We start from the raw sequence: 20,390 nt of genomic DNA, 5'->3' as shown, positions 1-20,390 counted from the left end.
TGCGTGAGGCGGAACAATGGATGCAACGGTTATGCCGCGACTGTCGTAGCGATCAAATTAGCGAGCAGCCGTCGCAGTAATCGGTCGTATTCAGGGGTGAATCTGCTGGAACTTTGCCGTTCCGAAGTTCGCATCCGTTTAGCGACGCTAATACTCGATTGCAGAATTTTGAAATCATTTCGTGTACCCTGGAATCATATCTTAGACCGCGCAGGTTCACGTCAGGTCATCCAGCTGTTAGGGTGCGACAGCTGCTTGCGATCATGGGGCTTGGAATTTTGAAGTCCTCTGGATCTAGGAACTTGCTGGGAACTCTAATCGCTTGCCGGTGCCGATCGGCAGGTTTGGCAATGTGACTCACGAGCACGCGCAGTTCCAGGTCACGAGAAACGCTACGACGTGTCAGGCACTTGCTACACAGTCGCCGGCAAGATCTTAATCGAAGTGCACTCAATTCGGGAACGCGATCGACCAGCTTGATCGAATGCCGATCAGAAGTTCGCAGTCGTGCGCTAGGCACGCACGGAGCGCTAATGGTCTCTCGCGAGATCACATTCCCACTGATTGACCGGATTAGCGGATCTTTACCTTGCGTTCCCTAACCCAATCGAAATCGTCGGCGCGCTTAATGCAGCCGGATTCGCGACATCAGTTTTTCAACAGCTGATAGCTCCCCGCAGGCAATTGTCCATCCTGGGCCATTCTGTGTGTTCCTCTGAGCCGCTCAGGGATCTCGTTCCTGCTTGAACGAGTTCAAGGCCAAACTCCGCGTCCGTCCCCTCCCACTTTCTCCCTCTGTGTTTGATCCAAGGAATTTCGATGTCAAGTCCTCTGTCGATCGTCAAGCGCCTCTTTGTAACCCCAAGCGCCAAGCTGCCACGCCGCCGCAAAAGTTACCGCCCGCAGGTCGATGCGCTCGAAGAGCGGCGCCTGCTTGCTGTCTTCACGGTAGATGACAGCTTCGCGGCGAATAATCCTGCGGCCGGCCAATACACAACCATTCAAGCCGCGGTCAACGCCGCTGCTCCGGCGAACGACTTCATCCTTGTGAGGGCTGGCACCTATAACGAATCGGTGAGCGTGACGAAGAAGCTGACGATCCTTGGACCAGGCATTCCAGCAATACCGTACGTTGGCGCTAACCCAAACCCTAACGACCTGTCCCTGAATCCCACCTATGCCGCGATCGTCGATCCAACGGTTGGTGGCGGTTTCACGGTCGCGGCCAGCGGTGTCACGATTCAAGGTTTCACAATTGCCAATCGTGATAACGGACCGAACACTCAGGGCATCGTCCTAGCATCGGGGAACAGCAACAAAGTCATTTCGAACGTGATCGTCGGCAATACCATCGGCATCTCGCTCACGACGGAGGTTGGCGGAACCAACACGACTGCCGATAAGGCCACTTTCATCAACAGCAACACCCTGCGGAACAATAACGCTCCGGGCGCGGCTTCGGGCAATGCGATCTACTCGGACGCGGGTGTTGCGAACACGTACATTACGGGTAATCGAATTACGGGGCATCTCAATGCCTCCATTCTGCTCATTCGCTCAAACTCGGCACTCTTCAACTCTCAAGTAACGGTCAGTTCAAACTTGATTGGCAGCGATGTGACGAACGAAGCAGATTCGGCGATCATTCTAGCCAATTTGCAGAACTCGTCGATTGTCGGCAATGTGATGCGAAACATCTACAATAATGGCACTGGCATCGCGCTGGTGGGCGGCAACAGCAATGTGCAGATCCTGAGCAACAACCTGGTGAACGGCGCATTCACGGGCATCAACGTGATCTACCGTCCCGATTCGTATCCAGTGACCACTAACAACACAAACCTTTTGATCCAAGGCAACGTAGTGCAGAACTTTGGCGACGGTGGCATTCGTCTCCGCGAAGGCGCGTTGAACAACATCGTGCGTGCCAACGTGGTTCAGTACAACGGCTTTGGTACGTCGAACGATGGCTTTGGCTCCGGCATAACATTGGAAGGCGCGATTAACAACATCGTCGAATCGAATGTTTCGTACTACAACGATGCGGACGGCTTCTTCGCTGATCTGGCCTCGACTGGCAATACGATTCGAAATAACTCGGCCTTGTTCAACGGCGAGCATGACTATCACGACAATTCGGTGGGTGTGTTGAATCCGCTCTTGACGGCCAACACTTACACCAACAACACCGGCCGTACGCAAAACCGTCCGGGGCTCATTCGTTTCTTCGCCTAGATTTACGACTCCAAGCTGGAAGATCTAATTGCGGGAGGGGATGGCGAGTGCTCGGTTTGGAGCCCGCCGCCCCGCCCGCAATTTTTGAAAACACTGCAATAGTTTTTCGCGACGGAGAAGCACTCGCCGCTTTACTCAGCAATGTGAGAAGGCGGATGCCTGACCCGCCACCTTGCCAGCAGTGCGCTCCTGAAGTAGGAGTTCCGCCAGTCGATTGACCTCACCAATTCGATTCTTGCTTACACTTTAGTTTATTAAATGAACGAAATTGCAGGTAGTTCGCCAATCGCAACCGTTTGCCAATCGACTACCCCACCTACCTGCAGGCGAAGCCCGAAATTCGGTCGTGAAAAATCCCGCACAATTTTTCGAAAGCCCAGGGCTCTTGCACGTGAAACCCCTGCCGGAACTTCCACACAACAATTGCTCAAAAACAACCCGCCACAAGGCTGGAGGCGAGAGACTCCGTTCAGAGTCGCCGGGGCGATTGTGGCGGGTTAAGCGGGCAACCGTTAACGACCTTCCGCTGGCAGCGTTTCGTATAGCAGCTCGCTGGTTTTGCGCTGCCATTTCAGCGGTAACGTGATAAGTAGCGCGGGGTCAATCAATCCACTCTGCGAGATTGGAGGGGTTCCGCCACTAGCGTCGTTTATTGACTCGACTCCATAAGAAATTCGGAGCGAGGTTCAACTCGATCAGCGGCGATTTGCGTACAGGGTTGCATGTTTCGATTCTAAAGGACGCGCGATGGTCTGTATGTCGTGGCCGTTGCTACAACTGAAAAATTTGCAGTGGAAGATGCCTGGCGGGAAAACGATGTAGCGTTTTTACGTACAAGGTGCGGGGTTAGGCTACTAATCTTTAACCACGTCACCACACAAACTTACCTTGCATTTTTCACTGCAATGGTACAATCACGCGCTGCAAGTCGGCCGGATGGCCCTCTTTCGTATCTGATTGTCGGCCCCTGCTGGGCCACGACCACCTAACCAACTGCCATCCGTACCGCAGACGCATTTGTCTGTGGTCATTTATGGATGAGGAGGGGTGTAGTCATGAATCCGGAAAATGGGTGCCTATCGTTGCGGGAACTCGATCAGCGATTCGACCTGTTAGCTACCGATGCCCGCGAATACGCACTGATTCTCATTGGGGTCGACGGACGAATCCTCTGCTGGAACATTGGCGCCGAGCACTTCTTCGGGTATCAGTCGCCGGAGATCATCGGTCAGCACTTTTCCAGATTCTTTACTCCCGATGATGTGCTGACTGGTCAGCCCGAGTCTGAACTGCACACGGCTTTGTCGGTAGGCACCACTGTCAGCAATCGCTGGCAGCTGCGGAAGGATGGCACCAAGTTCTGGTGCCATTCCACCGTCACTCCATTGCTGGACGAGTATAAGCGCACGCGGTCGTTCGCGCGAGTGATGCACGATCTGACTGAAAGTGATGCCACGGTGTCGCAGCGCGAACGGGCCGACGGCCTAGCGGCCGCCAATCGCAGCAAGGAAGAGTTCATGGCGCTGCTTTCGCACGAACTGCGAAGTCCTCTCTCACCGATTCGCAATGCTTTGAGCATCCTGCGGCAAATGCGGACGAACGATCCGCTCATCGAGCAAGCTGGCAACATTATCGATCGTCAGGTCGGCGTGATGGTCAAGCTAGTCGACGATCTGCTCGATATCAGCCGCATCACCAAGGGCAAACTTGGGTTGACTAAGGAACCGGTCGAACTGCGAGTTGTCGTCAATCATGCCGCGGAAAGTGCGCGGACCTTTATCGACGCTCGCAGACACGAGTTCTCCGTGTCCCTGCCCACTGTTCCGATCTGGGTCGACGCCGACCCCGCGCGCATGGAACAGGTCATCGTCAATCTGCTCAACAACGCCGCCAAGTACACAAACACTGGCGGCTTGATTCACTTGTCCGTTGTGCAAGAAGGTGAAGACGCAGTAATTCGTGTCCGTGACAACGGCGTTGGGATCGCGATGGAAATGCTGCCGCACATTTTCGAGTTGTTCACGCAAGTCGACGGCTCGCTCGGCAGGGCGTATGGCGGCCTGGGAATTGGCCTGGCCCTAGCGCGCAACCTCGTCGAGATGCATGACGGCCGGCTGCACGCGCACAGCGCGGGGCTCGGCGCCGGCTGCGAATTCACCGTCAAACTACCGCTGCTCCAGAATCATAAACCGCCGGAGACCAAAACCGGATTGGAACTTGGGCATGGAATGGGAAAGTCGTTTCGCGTGCTGGTTGTCGAAGACAATGTCGATGCCGCGGATAGTCTCAGCCTTTTGTTGCGGCTGCACGGTCACGAAGTGGATGTTGCGCGCACGGGTGCTGCAGCCTTGGAGGTGGCCGCGACATCGCGGCATGATGTGGTGTTGCTCGATATCGGCCTGCCACAAATGGATGGTTACCAAGTGGCCAAACGTCTTCGGGAGTTGCCGTACTATGCGGAGGTCATGATCTGTGCCCTAACAGGCTTTACGCCGAGCGATGCCGATCAGCAGCGACAGGGAGCGACCGGCTTCAATCACTACTACATCAAACCCCTGAGCGTCGACACTCTGCTCGGCCTGTTCACGGCCATGTCGCCAGTGAAGTGACGATCGACTAAGTGACTTGTCGAGGTGGATGGAGCGGGGCTCTTGAGGTCGGCAGTTTTTGGAAGAGCCAACAAGAGAGTTTTTGGCAATAACTACTCCATTTGCTCCGCGATGCTAATGAGGCGAAGCCGGGCTTCTGAAGCAGGCGGAAATTGAGAAGGCGATTCCCGGAGAACGCTATTTCGAAACCCTCAAGGGGGCGAATTCCTCCGGCAAGTACTAAAACTATGAGCGTTCTTGCTACAAAGCAGTTGTTGCCTTATCCGAAGATCCAGATCGCAGGCCCTCGGCTTGGTCGCGTCCGACTTGCGCGGCTTGACTGTCGACAGCACCGTGTCCAACGACACTGCCATAGACTGTCTCGTCGGCTCCGGTCGTCAGGATTCGTACTGGGCCGCGACGTCACGGGTAAAGCTTCGAACGAAACCGTTAACTAAGCATCCGGTCTGCACTTTTCCCAATGAAGGCAAGGTCACAGACTTATGGCTATGGCCGGTATCCAATCGCGAAAGAATGCTTCGGTCCCACAAACGTTGATGTGTCCGAAGCAAGTCGCACAAGCATGCTTGCGTGAATTTCCTCCGACACACAGATTCAACGAGAACAATGGACTATTAGCGCAGACTAATCAAGCGTTGTCATAACGTCCACGGTTGCGAAGTGTCGAAGTGCTAAGCCCGGCTCCTAAGAGGCTGCAACAATCGACAATGAGATGCCGAGCTCGCAAAACGAGCTGAGGAACGCTGCTCGGGCGTGTGGGATCACGTGAGCGAACTACAACAAGAGAGCGTCTCTAGTGTACTGATGGTCGGAAATCTCGAGTGGATCGCGGCCGAATTCCCGAATGATCCCGCCGCCCCCATCTGATCCAGTGCATTTTCTGCGAGTCACAAGATCACTTTGATGTGCGGCGGAGCAGCTGATCTGCTTCATCAAACTTGGCAACACGAAGGTGCAGCGATGCAGACTGCCGATTCGTAGCGTGGTCATATTGCGTGAGGGTTCAGCCCACCTTATCGGTCGAATGCTATCTTACGATGCTTTCGATCTAGAAATTCGCTCAATTTTCCGCCGCTTCTCACCGCTATTGGCCCTCAAGATGCACCGACAATTTCTATTCTGTGAAACTCTTTCGGAGCATTTAGATGAATTCGTCTCGCCGTCAGGTTTTCTTCTTCGGGTTGTTTGGACTCCCGCTATCGGCGTCCTTGACCAGTCTAGCGCGGGCTCAGCGAGCGCCACCGCCCGCAGTAATGAAGCCACAGACCAGTGATGCGAATGCTTCGAATGATGCGCCGCTCGCAGCGTGCATGTTGATTGATGCATTTAAGCAGATTCGGAAGTGTGAATTGGTTAGCAAGCTTCTGAAGTCCGAAGAAGCTCGCACTTTTGCAAGAGTTGAAACTGAAGAGCACGAACAAATTGCCAAACAGTTGAAGAAGAGTGGCTTTATTTATGCAGAAATGTCAGATCGGAGCGGCGGTGGCAAGTCAGCTCGGCCAGGCGCTGGCGAACAGTTTTCGCAAGCTAGGGGCGTGCTGATGCCTGGCGCCGCGCAACTCATCGAAATCCTACACGAAGTAGCCGAGCAGTGCGTCGGCTCGTTCAAATTCAAGATTCAGTGGAAAGAAGGACTCCAATTAGACAAGCGATTCATTGGCGACCAGCTGAATACACACTACATGCTGCTGGATAAGGCTCAGGTGTTCAAGACGCACGCTACCTCTGACGTTCGACCACTGCTTGAAGCGGGGGTGGCTATCACTCAAAAGCATATTGCGATCCTGGAGGACCTCATGGTCAAGCTTGAAAAGACTAAAACCTGACAGGAGTTATTTCGAAAAGGGCTTTCGGCCAGCGAGGTTTGCTAACTGTGCCTGATCAACGCGCTAATCTTTCGACCGATGGCGGCTTATCCTTTTCAACAGAACCGAGCGCTCGCTTTCGCCCTATAAAGAAATTGTTCTTTTCGTCTCGCTTTATCTACTCTGCACGGTAAATTGCCGCATTCGTGCCGGCGTCGCCCAACTCTACGTCGTCAGAGTGAAGATCGAGCGCAATTCCGTTAGGTGGATCGCTCGCAGCGCGACCGATTTGCTTTGTGCCCTGGGCGGGCCAAATCGCCGCAAGAACGAGGCTGTTGAACAGGTATCGCAAAACATTCGCCTGCTGTAAAGCGGGGTCGATCTTCGCTTCGAGAATGGCGTGTGCTAGCGGCAATTTACTCCAGTGCAAGGCAGGTTGATCGTGGTGAACGGTGTGATAACCGTTATTGAACAGCAAGAAATTGATTACTGGCCCGACGAAGTTGCGAGAGTGATTGTGCTCTGACCACGGATCCGTATGCACATGCTGTTCATAGTTGAAGAACATGATCGTCCAAACCGATGCGAGCGCTGGCCATCCAACAGCGAGAACCCACAGCACGGTTCCCCGCCGCAACCCGTGCAACAGAACTCCCGTCAGCCACACGCTGAACCAGACACTAAGCCACACGGTGTACTGCCGCCAAATGCGTCGAAACAGCCGCGGGTGCGTCGCTTTGGCTTTTGCTAGGAAAATCTTTGTCGGTTCGGCTTGATAGTAAGTTGAAACGAAGAAGTAGCTCCACGCTATCCATAGGTTGTGCTGTTCGGTATGACGCCAAGTGATGCTGGCGTCGCCGGCGCGATTCACATGTTTATGATGGTTGAGGTTATGGGTCGGCACCCAAACAAAAGTCGGATAGCCGTAGAAGAACGTCAGCGCATGTCCCAGCAGAGCGTTCATTCGTTTGTTCGTAAACACGGGGCAGTGATTGTGATTGTGCGCGATGATGCCCGCACAAATGGCGAAGTAAATATTGAGTGGAAAGAGGAAGAATATGAACCATGAGAAGGTGTATTCAAGAATCAGAACCCCCAACCCCATCGCTAACCATAGAAGTGGGCGATAGTCTGCCGCCATGCGTGGAAACAAAGAAGACCTCGATCAATAATGTCCCTGGGAATGAACTGCGCGAACTCGACATCCCACGCTGGCCCGCTGTGTCCTGCAATTTCGGTGGAGCCGAAAATGCAACTATGCGCGAACGCTGATCCCTAAGACAATTCGCTGCTTTTGCACGGCAATTCATTTACTCTAGCGGACCGGGCCCCACCTGTCTGTCGAGTAATCCGCTACTGCGCGTAAATTTGTCAAAGGACTACGGAAGTCCGCAATCTCCCTCTTGGCCCACAGCTCAGCCCAAGACCGTCGCCGTTGGCGAGACAACAGCGCTGATCTCGTTAGAACCAGACAAATGAATCGTCAAACTTAAGTAATGGCTGTCACGCACCGCTCTTTTGACTGCGCTGGCGCGACGATTGCTGTCTACTTTGACAATAGCAAATCACGCAAACGAGGAGAGATATGAAAAAGACTATCAACGGCGGCAATGTACATCGATCATTGCCCCGACCCCATCGCTTGGATCTACGGGTAAACCTTAGCGATCTGTTCCACCGCGGGCGCGCTTAGCTCTACTAGAGATGTTACCGACGACACTTTCTGCCGTCGGGCCTTCCATGCATTTACCAGATCGCTGGCGCAAAATCTCGCGGAGCGACGAATACGCGTGAATTGAATTGCTCCGGGTCCAATTTGGACTCCCTTGCAACCGTTTCCAAACCACCAACCAAGGTTGCAGAACACGGCGCAGACACGCCGCTCAAACGTCCTGTCCAACCAGAGGAAGTGGCACCAGCCTTCATATTCTTTGCATCGAATGCTGACTCCAGCTACGTTAGCGGCGAAATTCTGACGATTCTCGGCTGGGAAACGCGCGCCGCATAAAGGCGTGCACGTTCTATCGAGATGCATAATCGACCTGCCGCATCAAACAGTATGCAGTTCGGCTTATTCTCGTAACTAATTGACAGCTTCGCTTACTGGAATCGCCGCAGCTGGGAAAGAAACGTCGCTGCGCGCTCGGCATCGGTCTTGTCATCGATTGGTGGCGCTTTCGCGAAACACGTTTAACGTTAACGGGCCTCGTGCCCCTTCAATGCGTGCCTGCGATCTTGATCACGATGCCGCGGCTACCCTCGGGCAAGCTCTGAATGTTTATCTGATCCCTGATTCCCACGCCAAACCACTTGCCATCCGGCGACATCACGAACGCCGGCCCGGCGACTCCGCCAGCGACCGGAATATTGGCGAGTTCCTTGATCGGCTTTGGCTGCTGAGCGAGCGCGGCAGGTCCGTGGCAACAGATTAACGAAAGGCTGACAAACGCGAACAGCTGAGTTTGCATCGATGGGCTCAATAGACGAGGTAGAGACTCGCCGCATTGTGACGGTGACGTGAGCTGGTTGCAATTAATTCAGCAACGATGCCAGTCAGTGCTTATTTCTAATTCTTGTTGCCCTTATTCGTGCCTGCGTCCACCGGCGGTTGCAAGCCGTCATCAGGCTGATTCCACAGTCGATAGGGATCATGGTTTCGCCGCATTTCGGCCAGCAACAAGGCCCGCATTTCCTTGAGCTTGTCCTGATACTTGTCGTCCTTGGCCAGGTTGATCTGCTGTTCGGTGGGCGTATTGCCCGTGCGCGACACGACATCGGCGGCAGCGTGCTCTTGCAGTAACTCTGCCGGGTTTTGCTTGAGATTGAAGAGTTGAGTTTCGCGCACCTTGCCATCAAGCACGTCGTACTCGATCAGTTTCCAATCTCCCTTTCGCACCGAGCGCATGCCGGGCTTCGTGCCGCCGGCATACACGCCGTAAAGGACATCGCGCACGACGGACTGTTTTCCTTCGAGCACCGGTCGGAAGCTGATTCCGTCATTTGTGGCCGGCGTGGGGATGCTCGCCAGATCGCAGAGCGTGGCCAGCGAGTCGAGCAGATAGATGTTGCCCTGCGCGCGAGTCCCTGGTTTGATGCCAGGCCCTTTCACGACAAAGGGAACTCGCCAGGTGTGTTCATACAAGTTCTGCTTTCCCTGAAAGCCGTGACCGCCGATCGCGATGCCGTGATCGGCGGTATAGATGATGTAAGTGTTGTCGAGCTCGCCGATTTCTTGGAGCCTAGCGAGCACGCGGCCGATTTGGATATCGATGTTTTCGGCACAGGCAAATTCTCGGCCCAGTTCATTGCGAATCGTCTGCTCATCGCGCCGTTCCCACACGCCGCTGACGGTGGTTTCGTCGCGCAAGCCGGGGTGACCATCGGCAAAGGGTTTGGCTGGCAGCCAATTGACGGGAAGCTTGGGTTGTTTGGCATTGGCTGCGGGGATGGTTGCTTTATCGGTGTGATTCACCGCGCCGTACCCTGCCAGCAACTCTGGTTTGCCGTCGCGGGTATCGTGCGGGTGTGAAAAGCCAAAGTGGATAAAGAACGGCTTGGTGTCCTTTTGCTTTTGGCGGTCGTTCAAGTAGTTCAGCACTTGCTCGGCGTGCCAGGCGCTTCCCGATTCGTCATCGCCACCGCGCTTGGCTGCGTCATGCCGAACGGTGAAAAGTTTGTTGGCCGCTTCGTAGCTATTTCCCTGTTTGCAGGTCCGCATCGTGGCATAGCCGGCGCGATTGAACACGGCAGGAATGCTCTGCTGCTCGATGTCGGGAGGACAATGCTCCCGATGCTTTGGGCCGATCGGCAAGTGCCACAGCGTGCGGCCTGTCATCATCATGTGCCGCGACGGAGTGCAGACAGCCCCCATAAACGAGCCCATGTGATAGGCGCCGTCGAAGACGATTCCTTCCGCCGCCAGCCGATCGATATTCGGCGATCGTAGTTCCGAGCGCGGATTGTAAAACTTGAAATCGAACGGCGATTGGTCGTCGACCAGAATGAACAGAAAATTGGGCCGCTTGGCCTCAGCGCCGGGCAAGTTGGCGGCGCAGGAAAACGTCAGCAACAGGCACGCGAAGAGCAATTTCATAATGGATCGCTTTCCTGCGAATTCACAGAGGCGAACTTGTCCAGTCACTAGACGCAGTCCGCCAGTTATCTTTGCCGTGAGGGGAGTTGGCTGATTGTATCGGAAGCAGGTTGGTGCGATATAATGAGGAGCCCACCCCGATTGAAACCCTCCCTCACATTTCGATACCTCCCCAGCTTCTTTACCATTCTCGACTGGCTTCCGCGTAGCCAGGCCGAATGGCCGTAATTCCGCCGACAAAGCAGTGCGCCGCCTGGGCTCTAAGTAGAATGAAGCTGCTTCAACAGGAAAAACCAATGAACGATACTGCGTACTCGCAGGAACAAATGCACTCGCAGCCACAGATCTACTCGCAGGGCCTGACTCTTCCCTGCTTCGCTCCCCTGCGCCTGGCCTCGCTGACCATCGCCGTCGGCTTGAGTTGGGTTAGTGCTGGACTGGGAGCCGATCCCATTGAGGGATTTTTGACGAAGCACTGCATCCGCTGCCATGGCGCCGAGAAGAGCGAGGGGGACGTACGAATCGACAAGTTCTCGCGCGACTTCAAGTCGGGTGTAGACACGCACCACTGGGGAGAGGTTCTCGATCGGATCAACTCCGGCCAGATGCCGCCTAAGGGCGAACCCAAGCCGATGCAGGATGAGATCGCGACCTTTGTGACGAATCTCGACTCGCGGCTCAAGGAGGGGCGTGCGGCTCGGATGGCGGCCCGCTCCGCCGTGTCGCATTATCGGCTCAGCCGGAAAGAGTATCAGAACACGGTTTACGACCTTCTCGGCGTGCGCTACGATCCCGCCAAGCCGGGCGAGTTGAACGAAGATACGTTGTGGCATGGATTCGAGCGCATCGGCTCGCAGCTATCGCTCTCACCATCGCACGTCGATCGCTATTACCGTGCTGCCGAGATCGTGCTCGACCGCGCCTATCCCGCCACCACCAGCGAAGCTCGCAAAATTCGCAAAACTGCTGCCGAGCTGCGCTACAACGGTGGTAAGGCTCAGCAAGAAACGCTCGACCGCTTCGGCATCAAACGGCCGTTGCGTTATCTCCTTTTTCCTGGTCGAGTTGAGAACGCACTCTCGCCCAATTGGTTCGGCAAAATCGGTCCGGAACAGAGTGGTCTGTATAAATTCCGCATCCAGGCCAGTGGCGTTCGCCCGCTCGGCGGTCAGCCGGCCCACTTGAGCATCGGCAAGGAGACAGGCGAGGAAACCGTCGCCGGGATCATCGAATTCGACATCACTGCTCCAGAAGACAAACCGGCGGTTCATGAGTTTGAAGTTTTCCTCGAGATGCCAGCGCAGCTGCACTTCGCCGTCGTCGCTGCGGACGTTGTGGACAGGCGAGCCGGTGCAGCCTTCCGCAATTCGCTCACCAGTCCGAACTATATGTTCACGCACAGCAGTGAAACGCTGCTGCTGAATCCGAACGCGCCGCAGATGTTCGACGACAAGGGGAACGGTCTGTTCTCGACGGTGCTCGTCGATTGGATCGAATGGGAAGGGCCGCTGGTAACGGACGCCGAAAAATCCCGCCGCAACGGTCTCGTGCCGCCGGATGACGCCACACCGGAATTGGTCGCTGAGCATCTGCAACGCTTTGCCGAACGGGCCTGGCGTCGACCAGTCAAAAGGGAAGAGCTGGCCGAATATCTAAACGCTTACCGCTCCGAACGCGAAGCGGGAGAAAAGACCGACGTTGCCTATCGCGTAGCGATGGCGGGCGTGCTCACTTCACGACACTTCATTTATATCGTCGAAGGGGACGCAGTTCCTCGCGAACGTTTGAACGACTCGGAACTCGCCACGCGGCTATCGTATTTCCTGTGGAGTTCGATGCCCGACGATGCCCTGTTTGCCGCGGCCCGAGGTGGCAAGCTCAGCGGCGAAAATCTAAAGCAGGAAGTGGACCGTCTGCTCGCCGACAGCAAAACCAGCCGCTTGATCGACGACTTCGCGCGGCAATGGCTGCAGCTGCACCGCGTGGGCATGTTCCCACCGGATAAGAAGCTCTATCCGAACTATGATCCCTGGCTCGAAACCAGTCTGCGGGCCGAGCCGGTGGAGTTTTTCCGCGAGATGTTTGCGCAGAACTTGCCCATCGACAGTCTGGTCGATTCCGATTGGACGATGGCCAACGCCCGACTGTGCGATTTCTACGGTCTGCCGGAACCGAAGTCGGGAGACTTTCAACGCGTAGCGCTCAAGCCCGAGGATCATCGCGGCGGCTTGCTCACGATGGGCGCGGTTCTGGGACTCACTTCCGACGGCACCCGTCATCGCCCCGTGCATCGCGGAGTATGGGTCAGCGAAGCAATCTTTGCCAAGACACCGCCACCACCGCCAGCTAACGTCAGCGCGATCGAACCGAATCCGCCGGAAAGCCCCAAGGCCACCATCCGGCAAAAGATCGAAGCCCACCGCAGCAACGCGAGCTGCGCCGCCTGCCATGCGAAGATCGACCATTTCGGCATCGCCTGGGACAACTACGATGCCATCGGACAATGGCGGACACGCGAGAAGGTAGCGAAGGGGACCGGCGAGGATCCACCCATCGATGCCTCGGGCGTGATGCCTGACGGCCGGCCTTTCAAGGATTCAGTACAATTCAAACAGCTGTTGCTTCAAGATCGCGGCGCGATCGCGCGAGCGTTTATCGAGCATTTGTCTACTTACGCCCTGCGGCGAGTGCTCACAGTGGACGATCAGGATGATCTGAAGTCTATTGAAGCCGAAGCTAAGAAGAACGATTATCGCGTCAAAGACATAATCCGAGCCGTGGCGCTTTCCGACCTGCTTCGCAAACGCTGAGAAGAGGTTCTTAGTTCTATGTTTTTGTTCGCTAACAGTTGAGCAAACTATGACCGCTCAAATCAATGATGCGTTCCACCTCGACAGCGTTGACTATTCGCTGGCCGGAATCAGTGAGGGCGATCTCTTTGACCCTACCCTGTTGGGAATCGAGCCAGTGGGAACTTGCACTGCTTGCTATCGTGGCTATCAGGCCGTATTTGGAATTGCCGACGAACGCCTAGTCCTGAAAACGCTTCATGCGAATCTGATGAGAGACACCAAGTCATATTTGCGAATTGCCGGCCCTCCAATCAACGGCGTCACGCCAACCGGCGAAAAAGGTGAACACGACTGGTTCAACAACCATTACGAAAACATCAACTATTACCTTGAGTATTCTGGCGGCATCCTTGTCGCTGATGAATTCATTCGGGACCTCTACGTCCACATGGGGTTTCATCCTGCGTGGAAATATAAACGAGTTCGAGAATTGATTTTTGAAAGTGGACGCCTATTGTCGAACAAAGACCGTTCAAAACAAATGGCCGAATTGCGTCAGTCGTTTCTCGCTAGCCGTGATATGTCAGATTCATCGCATATGCCATCTCGCAAAGAGATCGAAAGGTTTGTTGAGCAGGCATTCGACCGTACCTATCCCGTCTGAGGCAGCAAACAAGATGGTCAACCAGGGTGGGCGGCGAGTTTTTCAGTTCCAAGGTCTCATCAACAAAAAAACTACGAACAAAGAACAAAGAAATAGGAACCAACAACCATGAATTTTCTTTCGCAATCCTGGCTGCTCGACCGCCGACATGCCCTGCGCGCTCTCGGATCCTGCATTGCGCTGCCGTTCCTCGAATGCATGGTGCCGCTTCGCGCAGCCGAAGAAAAAACGGAGACGCCGAAACGCAGTGCGTTCATCTATCTCGCCAACGGCGTGCATTCGCTGAATTATCAGATCACCACGCCCGGCAAGGATTACCAGTTCTCTCGGTCGCTCAAGCCGCTGGAAAAACACCGCGATTCGATCACGCCGATCAGCGGTCTTCATCACCCGGGAGCGTTGAGCCATCACCACAACTGCATTTCGGTCTGGCTGACCGGCGGCAAGCTTGGTCCTTCGGATCGGAACACCATTTCTGTCGACCAGAAGATGGCCGAGGTCACCGCGAAGCATACTCGCTATTCGTCGATGGAGATCGCCATCACGCAGGATTCGCTGGCCTGGACTGCCGACGGCATTCGGCTGCCGGCGATGCGTCGTTGCAGCGAGATTTTTGCCTCGCTGTTTGAAGAACCCAAGGGTGGCAAGGGAGCTCAGCGGCGCGCGTTGCGCCGTAAGGGAAGTGTGCTCGATGCGAACCTCGCCGAGGTTCGCCAGCTCGAGCAAAAGATGGGATCGGCTGATAAGGGCCGCATGGAGCAGTATCTGACCTCTGTTCGCGAAGCTGAAATCCGCACGCGCCGCGCCGACGCCTGGCTCGACACGCCGCTGCCGACGATTTCGCCCGCCGATCGGCAAAAGACTAATCGCGACATCGCGCACACGATGGCCGGCGATTATTTTCGCACGGTTTATGATCTGATTGTGCTCGCCTTCCAGACCGATCTGACGCGCGTCGCCACCTTCAGCCTCGGCGGCGAAGGCGATGCCATTTCGATTCCCGAGATCGGCATTACCGAATCCCGTCATCAGCTCAGCCACCACGGCGGCGATCTCGGTTACATGGAGAAGCTCACGAACTACGACACCTTCGCCATCGAGCAGTACAGCTACTTCCTCACGCGCCTTGCCGAGACGAAAGATCTGAACGGCAAGCCGCTCCTGGGCACGACGATGTCCCTCTTCGGCAGCGGCATGTCTTATGGACACAGCCACGGCAATGCCAACCTGCCGCTGGTGCTCGCCGGAGGTTCCGACCTCGGCTTGAAGCACGGCACGCACCTCGACTTCAACCAAGGTCACTTCAAGGGCTATCAACTCGATAAGCCCGGTGAGCACTACAACCTTTGCAGCCGCCCCGCCAACCCGAATGCCTACATGAGCAGCCTGTTGCTCTTGATGGCCCAACGCATGGGCGTGGAAACCGACAAATTCGGCGACAGCAACAAGGCGATCGAACTATGAAAACGGTAATTGTTCGTGGTTCTTCGTTCTTATTGTGTTGCTCGTTGATGGTCATTGCCGCGGCCAGCGGTCAGGACAACAAGAGGCCGGAAGAACCGTTTCGGCCCGAAGCTGGGCAGTTTCCGCCGCTGGACAAGTCGCGAGAATACCGCGGCGTGCTCGCGTTCGTAGACCATGCGAATCGCCGTGGCAGCTTCCGCGTGCCCACCACCGGCGAGTTCTTTCGCAATCCGCCGCATCCCTTCGCCATGCTCCCGTACGGCATCGTTCGCCGTAACGGCGCACCGGCCGATCTGCGCGACATCCCGCTCGGCACGGCCTTGCATGTGCGCGGCTTTCTACCGCCCGATCCGAAAAACTCTGCCGTGCCGGTAAGCGGCAAAGGCAATCCCGATCGCCCCGCCGAGAATCATGTTCTGCTATTGGAAGATGAACCGAGCTTCTGCCTGCGCGAAGGCAAAGTTTGGAAGTTGAAAGAGATCGACCTGCAGAAAACTCAGGGGATGATCATCGCCAGCCGTGAACCGAAGGAAGGCGCAGACAGCAGCGCCAGCGAAGAGAAGATGACCATCGGCGCCGCTACGCGCATCTGGCGCGGCCGCGAGTGCCTCAGTCTCGCCGATTTAATCGCCGAAGGAGTTTGGCCCGCTGAAGGAAAGAAGTCTCTCGGTGGCCAAGCAGTGCAACTTGGACTCACCTGGCAGCCCACTCCCGGCGGCGTTTTTCTGCGGTTTCACATCTCAGATATCTGGCTGGATGACACCGCGATGCAGCGCGCCGGCCAACAGCAGACCGAAACGCACAAGGCGTTGATCCGCAGCCGTTGGATGCCCGCCTATGTCGATGCTGTCGAGTACGGCAAATTCGGTCGCGCGACTGTTACCGCGACTTTGTTCGGCGGCATGGACGATTCGCTGTACGCCGATTTCAAGAAGGGAAGCCGCGGAGTGATGAATGCCGCGGAGAATACGTTGAAGCATGCGGGGGGCGCTTATGGGCCCGCTCATATGGCTTCGCAGGGTCCGATCCTCGAGGTGACGAAAGCGACCGGCGAGGTCCCGCTGGGGAGCAGCGGCATCCAAATTCGCTTTGAGACGGACCTCATCATCGAAGGGATTCGCCCCGGGCGAGTCGTCCGAGTTCGCCCGGCGAGTTGGCCCGAAGTGACTGTGCCTCGGGACGAATATCTGAACGATGGGAACTCCCTGGAAGATCGCTTTCCGACGCCGGCCATCTTCCCCAAGTACTGAACCAGAGTAGTTGGTTGGGTTCAGCTCAGTTGACTCGCTTTCGACCAAAGTAGCAGCGAATCGCTCGCCCTGTTACGGCGCGCGCTTCGGCGTAATCCATCAGCATTTTGCGGTTAGCTGTCGCAGCTACACGGAACCGCGCTCGATACGGCGCACTCGCGAGTCGCGGCAGACAACTCGGGCACATCGTTTGCTTGTCCGATTGCCGCCTACGAATCGCTAGGCGCGCGTGGATCACATATCCATCGTGAGCGACTCTCTCTCGTCGCTCAATGCAGAACGGAACTGTTGCTGCGCGGCAGCAATCAGCGCGTTCATTTTCTCTCAAAAAAAACATCCTGGAAACTTTTGATGCGTACGTTTCAGTGTGCTTGTAACAACATCTTGTATTTCGACAACTCGCAGTGCCTGGCATGCGGCCGCGAAGCGGGATTTTGTCCGGCCTGCGACAATTTGGTTGCGCTGCTTCCGCTGGATCAGGGCGGCTTGCAGTGTGGCAACGCCGCGTGCGGAGTTCAGCTGCAAAAGTGCGTCAACTACGCCACTTACAACGTCTGCAATCGTTGCGTTATGGCCGGCGATACCACGCACGCTGGCTTCTGCGATTGCTGCCGCTTCAACGATACGATTCCGGACCTTTCCGTCGTTGGCAATTTAGAAAAGTGGTATCGGCTGGAGGCCGCCAAGCGGAGGTTGTTCTACGACCTGCGTAAGCTGGGCCTGCCGTACGGCACTGCGCAAGACGGCATCGCGCCGCCGCTGAGCTTCGATTTCAAAGCAGACGTGATTCCGCCGAATGATATTTGGCGAGGTGGCAACCAGGGAGAAAAAGTTTTCACCAGCCACGATCATGGCCGGATCACCATCAACATTCGTGAAGCCGATTCGGTGGCTCGCGAAAGCTTGCGCGTCGAAATGAAAGAGACGCATCGTTCTCTCATCGGCCACTTTCGACACGAGATTGGGCACTACTACTGGGATGTTTTGGTGCTGGGCCGCGACGAAGCAGCTTCGAAGGCGGTGTTCGGTGACCACGATAATCCCACCTACGATCAGGCGCTGGCCATCTATTATCAGAATGGCGCACCGCTCAACTGGCCGGAGAATTTCATCAGCGCCTATTCGACGATGCATCCCTGGGAAGATTTTGCGGAGACCTGGGCTGCGTATCTCGACATGTGCGGCTCGCTCGACACCGCAGAAAATGTCGGCTTCGGCGGCGAGTCTGATCCGGTGCATGCCGATTTCGATGCCATGATTGCGCGCTATCAGCAAATTGGCATCGCCAACAACGAGTTGAATCGCAACATGGGTATTTTGGATGCCGTGCCGCAAGTCTTTGTTCAGCCCGTGATCGCAAAAATGCGTTACATCCACGGTCTGGTGCAGCGGGGCCGAAATGAAAACGCGGCAATCGTTGGCGGCGCTGATCCAAATCAAGCGGTCGCTGCAATGGCGTAACGGCCTCACTTTTGCATTACGCCTTGGAGGCTTTTTCAGCGAATGACTTCCTACTAGTGAGCTCCTGCGAATGCGTTTTCATGTCTCCGGGCGGCTCGAATACAACGTCCGCTTCCCGTCTACCATGATCTTCAATGTGCATGCGCAGCGGTCGCCTGGGCAGACGATTCTTCACGAACGGTTTACCGTCGAGCCCGACCTGCATTTCGAAGAATTTGTAATCGACTCCGGTGGCAGTCGATTTGTCCGGCTGGAGACGGGGAAAAAGAAGATGCTGCAGCTCTCGTACGAAGCGACCGTGGAAACTTCCTGCGAGGTGGTGCCTGCGAATAAGTTGGACTACACGCCCGTGGCGGATATGGATCGTAGGGCCATCCCGTACTTATTTCCGAGTCGATATTGCCAGTCCGATCGCCTGGGCCGCCTGGCGTGGGATTTGTTTGGCAAGGTGGCCAACCCGTACGAGAAAGTGATCGCTGTCGTTGACTGGATTCATGAGAACGTCGAGTACCTGCGGGGCAGCACCAATTCAGAAACGTCGGCCTACGACACGGTGACTCAGCGGACCGGCGTTTGTCGTGACTTCGCTCATCTGGGGATCGCGCTCTGCCGCGCGCTCAATATTCCAGCGCGTTATTTTTCGGGGTACGCCTTTCAACTCGAGCCACCCGATTTTCACGCCTGCTTTGAGTGTTACCTGGGAGGTCGTTGGCTGGTCTTCGATGCCACTCGCTTGGTGCCGCTCAACGGACTCATTCGCATTGGCACTGGGCGGGATGCCGCCGACGCCGCTGTCTCTAGTATCTTCGGCCGGGTGCAAAGCACCTTGATGCAGGTCGATTGCCAACTCGCGCCAGGGCAGAAATTCACGCCGCTGGAGCGGAAGCAGTTGGGCCGAAAAGGGATTTCGCTGGACGCAAAGCATGCTACGTCAACGCATTGAACATGCCACGATTTACTCATATCGTCGACCAGTAGCGTTTGGCCGTCATCGCCTCGTGCTCCGTCCACGGGAGGGGCATGATATTCGTGTTGTGGATATGTCGCTTGAGATCTTCCCTGCGCATCGATTGGCCTGGGCGCGCGACGTATTCAGCAACTCCGTCGCGATTGTCGACTTTACTGCCGAAGCGGATCGGTTAGAAGTTCGCAGCGAGGTTACCGTCGAACGCTCGTTGCCGTTTCCGTCCCAAGATCCATACGTGCCTTGGAGGATTCCCTGGCCGGTCAACTACGACGAGCGCGAGGCGCCGATCACGGCGGCGTATCAAACGCTCTCGTATGCGGACGATGCGCAGATAGTGAAACAGTGGCTGGCCGAGTACGCGACGGTAACAGCGACCGACGATGCCGAGACGCTGCTCATGAATCTCTGCCATCACATCCACGCAAAAATCGGCTATCAGCGGCGCTACGTCAAAGGGGTGCAAAGTCCGGGCGAAACACTCCGCCTGCAGAGCGGCTCCTGCCGCGACATGGCGCTGCTGATGATGGATGCTGCTCGACTGATGGGGCTGTCTGCTCGATTTGTTAGTGGCTATTTGGATTGTCCCGCCGCAGAAGCTGGTCGCGCGGCGATGCACGCTTGGGCCGAGATCTATCTGCCCGTTCTCGGTTGGCGTGGCTACGATCCCACGATCGGCGAAGGGGCGTCGTTGAAGCACATCACCGTCGGCGTCAGTCAGCACCCGCGCGGCGTGATGCCCATCACCGGGCAGTTTCACGGCGACTCAGGCGATTACCTCGATATGAGGGCACCGGTGAAAGTCGTGCGGCTAACCGAGTGAAATCACATCAAAAGGACTCTGAATCCTCAATCGCGTGGCTGGTCAAAGTTTGAGCAAACACACTGGTCGCCAATCAGCCAGCCTGGACCCGCAGCGATCACTTTTCGCCGTAATGCTCAACGGATTGCTGATAGACCGAAGTTCGTGGCCAGTTTCAGAGCGGAGTTACTTGGCAAAGAACGATGGTGAAGTTATTTTTCAAAACCACCTGGCACCACTGCGTCACGATT

Annotated in this window: 13 protein-coding genes; 10 read left to right on the top strand and 3 right to left on the bottom strand. The window is 55.9% G+C overall.

What is annotated here, in order from left to right; genetic code table 11:
- Positions 1-819: 819 nt before the first annotated feature.
- The 3 genes from M9Q49_RS14480 (at position 820) to M9Q49_RS14470 (ending at position 6,670) form a co-directional block, all read left to right on the top strand.
- Complete coding sequence (locus tag M9Q49_RS14480) at positions 820-2,235, top strand: right-handed parallel beta-helix repeat-containing protein (protein WP_254509469.1); 1,416 nt, start codon at positions 820-822, stop codon at positions 2,233-2,235.
- Positions 2,236-3,290: 1,055 nt separating this feature from the next.
- Positions 3,291-4,844: a PAS domain-containing hybrid sensor histidine kinase/response regulator gene (locus M9Q49_RS14475; RefSeq protein WP_254509468.1), complete on the top strand. Its 1,554-nt coding sequence runs from the start codon at positions 3,291-3,293 to the stop codon at positions 4,842-4,844.
- 1,253 nt (positions 4,845-6,097) lie between these two features.
- A complete protein-coding gene (locus M9Q49_RS14470) occupies positions 6,098-6,670 on the top strand; it encodes a hypothetical protein (protein WP_254509467.1) in 573 nt (190 codons plus the stop codon).
- A 157-nt stretch (positions 6,671-6,827) separates the two neighbouring features.
- On the opposite strand, the gene M9Q49_RS14465 is transcribed toward M9Q49_RS14470, so the two are convergent.
- From M9Q49_RS14465 to M9Q49_RS14455, 3 genes are all read right to left on the bottom strand, one after another.
- Positions 6,828-7,790 carry a fatty acid desaturase family protein gene (locus tag M9Q49_RS14465; RefSeq protein ID WP_254509466.1) on the bottom strand — a complete coding sequence of 321 codons (963 nt, stop codon included), beginning with the start codon at positions 7,788-7,790 and terminating at the stop codon, positions 6,828-6,830.
- A 1,075-nt stretch (positions 7,791-8,865) separates the two neighbouring features.
- Positions 8,866-9,117 carry a hypothetical protein gene (locus M9Q49_RS14460; RefSeq protein WP_254509465.1) on the bottom strand — a complete coding sequence of 84 codons (252 nt, stop codon included), beginning with the start codon at positions 9,115-9,117 and terminating at the stop codon, positions 8,866-8,868.
- A gap of 98 nt (positions 9,118-9,215) precedes the next feature.
- A complete protein-coding gene (locus tag M9Q49_RS14455) occupies positions 9,216-10,742 on the bottom strand; it encodes a sulfatase-like hydrolase/transferase (RefSeq protein ID WP_254509464.1) in 1,527 nt (508 codons plus the stop codon).
- A gap of 296 nt (positions 10,743-11,038) precedes the next feature.
- Here M9Q49_RS14455 and M9Q49_RS14450 point away from each other — a divergent pair, with 296 nt between their 5' ends.
- The 7 genes from M9Q49_RS14450 to M9Q49_RS14420 all read left to right on the top strand — a co-directional run bounded on the left by M9Q49_RS14450 (position 11,039) and on the right by M9Q49_RS14420 (position 20,160).
- Complete coding sequence (locus tag M9Q49_RS14450) at positions 11,039-13,552, top strand: DUF1592 domain-containing protein (protein ID WP_254509463.1); 2,514 nt, start codon at positions 11,039-11,041, stop codon at positions 13,550-13,552.
- 49 nt (positions 13,553-13,601) lie between these two features.
- Positions 13,602-14,198 carry a hypothetical protein gene (locus M9Q49_RS14445; protein WP_254509462.1) on the top strand — a complete coding sequence of 199 codons (597 nt, stop codon included), beginning with the start codon at positions 13,602-13,604 and terminating at the stop codon, positions 14,196-14,198.
- A 108-nt stretch (positions 14,199-14,306) separates the two neighbouring features.
- Positions 14,307-15,662, top strand: coding sequence for a DUF1552 domain-containing protein (locus M9Q49_RS14440; protein WP_254509461.1), 1,356 nt, complete (start codon positions 14,307-14,309; stop codon positions 15,660-15,662).
- A complete protein-coding gene (locus M9Q49_RS14435) occupies positions 15,659-16,912 on the top strand; it encodes a hypothetical protein (RefSeq protein WP_254509460.1) in 1,254 nt (417 codons plus the stop codon). The genes M9Q49_RS14440 and M9Q49_RS14435 overlap by 4 nt, the downstream gene beginning before the upstream one ends.
- 351 nt (positions 16,913-17,263) lie before the next feature.
- Positions 17,264-18,373 (top strand): zinc-binding metallopeptidase family protein, encoded by a 1,110-nt coding sequence (locus tag M9Q49_RS14430; protein WP_254509459.1) that lies wholly within the window; start codon positions 17,264-17,266, stop codon positions 18,371-18,373.
- A 70-nt stretch (positions 18,374-18,443) separates the two neighbouring features.
- Entirely contained in the window at positions 18,444-19,316 is an 873-nt protein-coding gene (locus M9Q49_RS14425) for a transglutaminase-like domain-containing protein (RefSeq protein ID WP_254509458.1), read from the top strand.
- On the top strand, positions 19,297-20,160 hold the full coding sequence (locus M9Q49_RS14420) for a transglutaminase family protein (RefSeq protein WP_254509457.1): 864 nt from the start codon (positions 19,297-19,299) through the stop codon (positions 20,158-20,160). The genes M9Q49_RS14425 and M9Q49_RS14420 overlap by 20 nt, the downstream gene beginning before the upstream one ends.
- The last annotated feature ends 230 nt before the right edge of the window (positions 20,161-20,390 follow it).

Origin of the sequence: Anatilimnocola floriformis, from assembly GCF_024256385.1 — a bacterium.
GTDB classification, from domain to species: Bacteria; Planctomycetota; Planctomycetia; order Pirellulales; family Pirellulaceae; genus Anatilimnocola; species Anatilimnocola floriformis.
This window is presented reverse-complemented; position numbering and strand designations above follow the sequence as displayed.

Coding starts and splice junctions, on each gene's coding strand:
- M9Q49_RS14480 (WP_254509469.1), top strand. CDS start 820: ATGTCAAGTCCTCTGTCGATCGTCAAGCGCCTCTTTGTAACCCCAAGC.
- M9Q49_RS14475 (WP_254509468.1), top strand. CDS start 3,291: ATGAATCCGGAAAATGGGTGCCTATCGTTGCGGGAACTCGATCAGCGA.
- M9Q49_RS14470 (WP_254509467.1), top strand. CDS start 6,098: ATGAAGCCACAGACCAGTGATGCGAATGCTTCGAATGATGCGCCGCTC.
- M9Q49_RS14465 (WP_254509466.1), bottom strand. CDS start 7,790: ATGGCGGCAGACTATCGCCCACTTCTATGGTTAGCGATGGGGTTGGGG.
- M9Q49_RS14460 (WP_254509465.1), bottom strand. CDS start 9,117: ATGCAAACTCAGCTGTTCGCGTTTGTCAGCCTTTCGTTAATCTGTTGC.
- M9Q49_RS14455 (WP_254509464.1), bottom strand. CDS start 10,742: ATGAAATTGCTCTTCGCGTGCCTGTTGCTGACGTTTTCCTGCGCCGCC.
- M9Q49_RS14450 (WP_254509463.1), top strand. CDS start 11,039: ATGAACGATACTGCGTACTCGCAGGAACAAATGCACTCGCAGCCACAG.
- M9Q49_RS14445 (WP_254509462.1), top strand. CDS start 13,602: ATGACCGCTCAAATCAATGATGCGTTCCACCTCGACAGCGTTGACTAT.
- M9Q49_RS14440 (WP_254509461.1), top strand. CDS start 14,307: ATGAATTTTCTTTCGCAATCCTGGCTGCTCGACCGCCGACATGCCCTG.
- M9Q49_RS14435 (WP_254509460.1), top strand. CDS start 15,659: ATGAAAACGGTAATTGTTCGTGGTTCTTCGTTCTTATTGTGTTGCTCG.
- M9Q49_RS14430 (WP_254509459.1), top strand. CDS start 17,264: ATGCGTACGTTTCAGTGTGCTTGTAACAACATCTTGTATTTCGACAAC.
- M9Q49_RS14425 (WP_254509458.1), top strand. CDS start 18,444: ATGCGTTTTCATGTCTCCGGGCGGCTCGAATACAACGTCCGCTTCCCG.
- M9Q49_RS14420 (WP_254509457.1), top strand. CDS start 19,297: ATGCTACGTCAACGCATTGAACATGCCACGATTTACTCATATCGTCGA.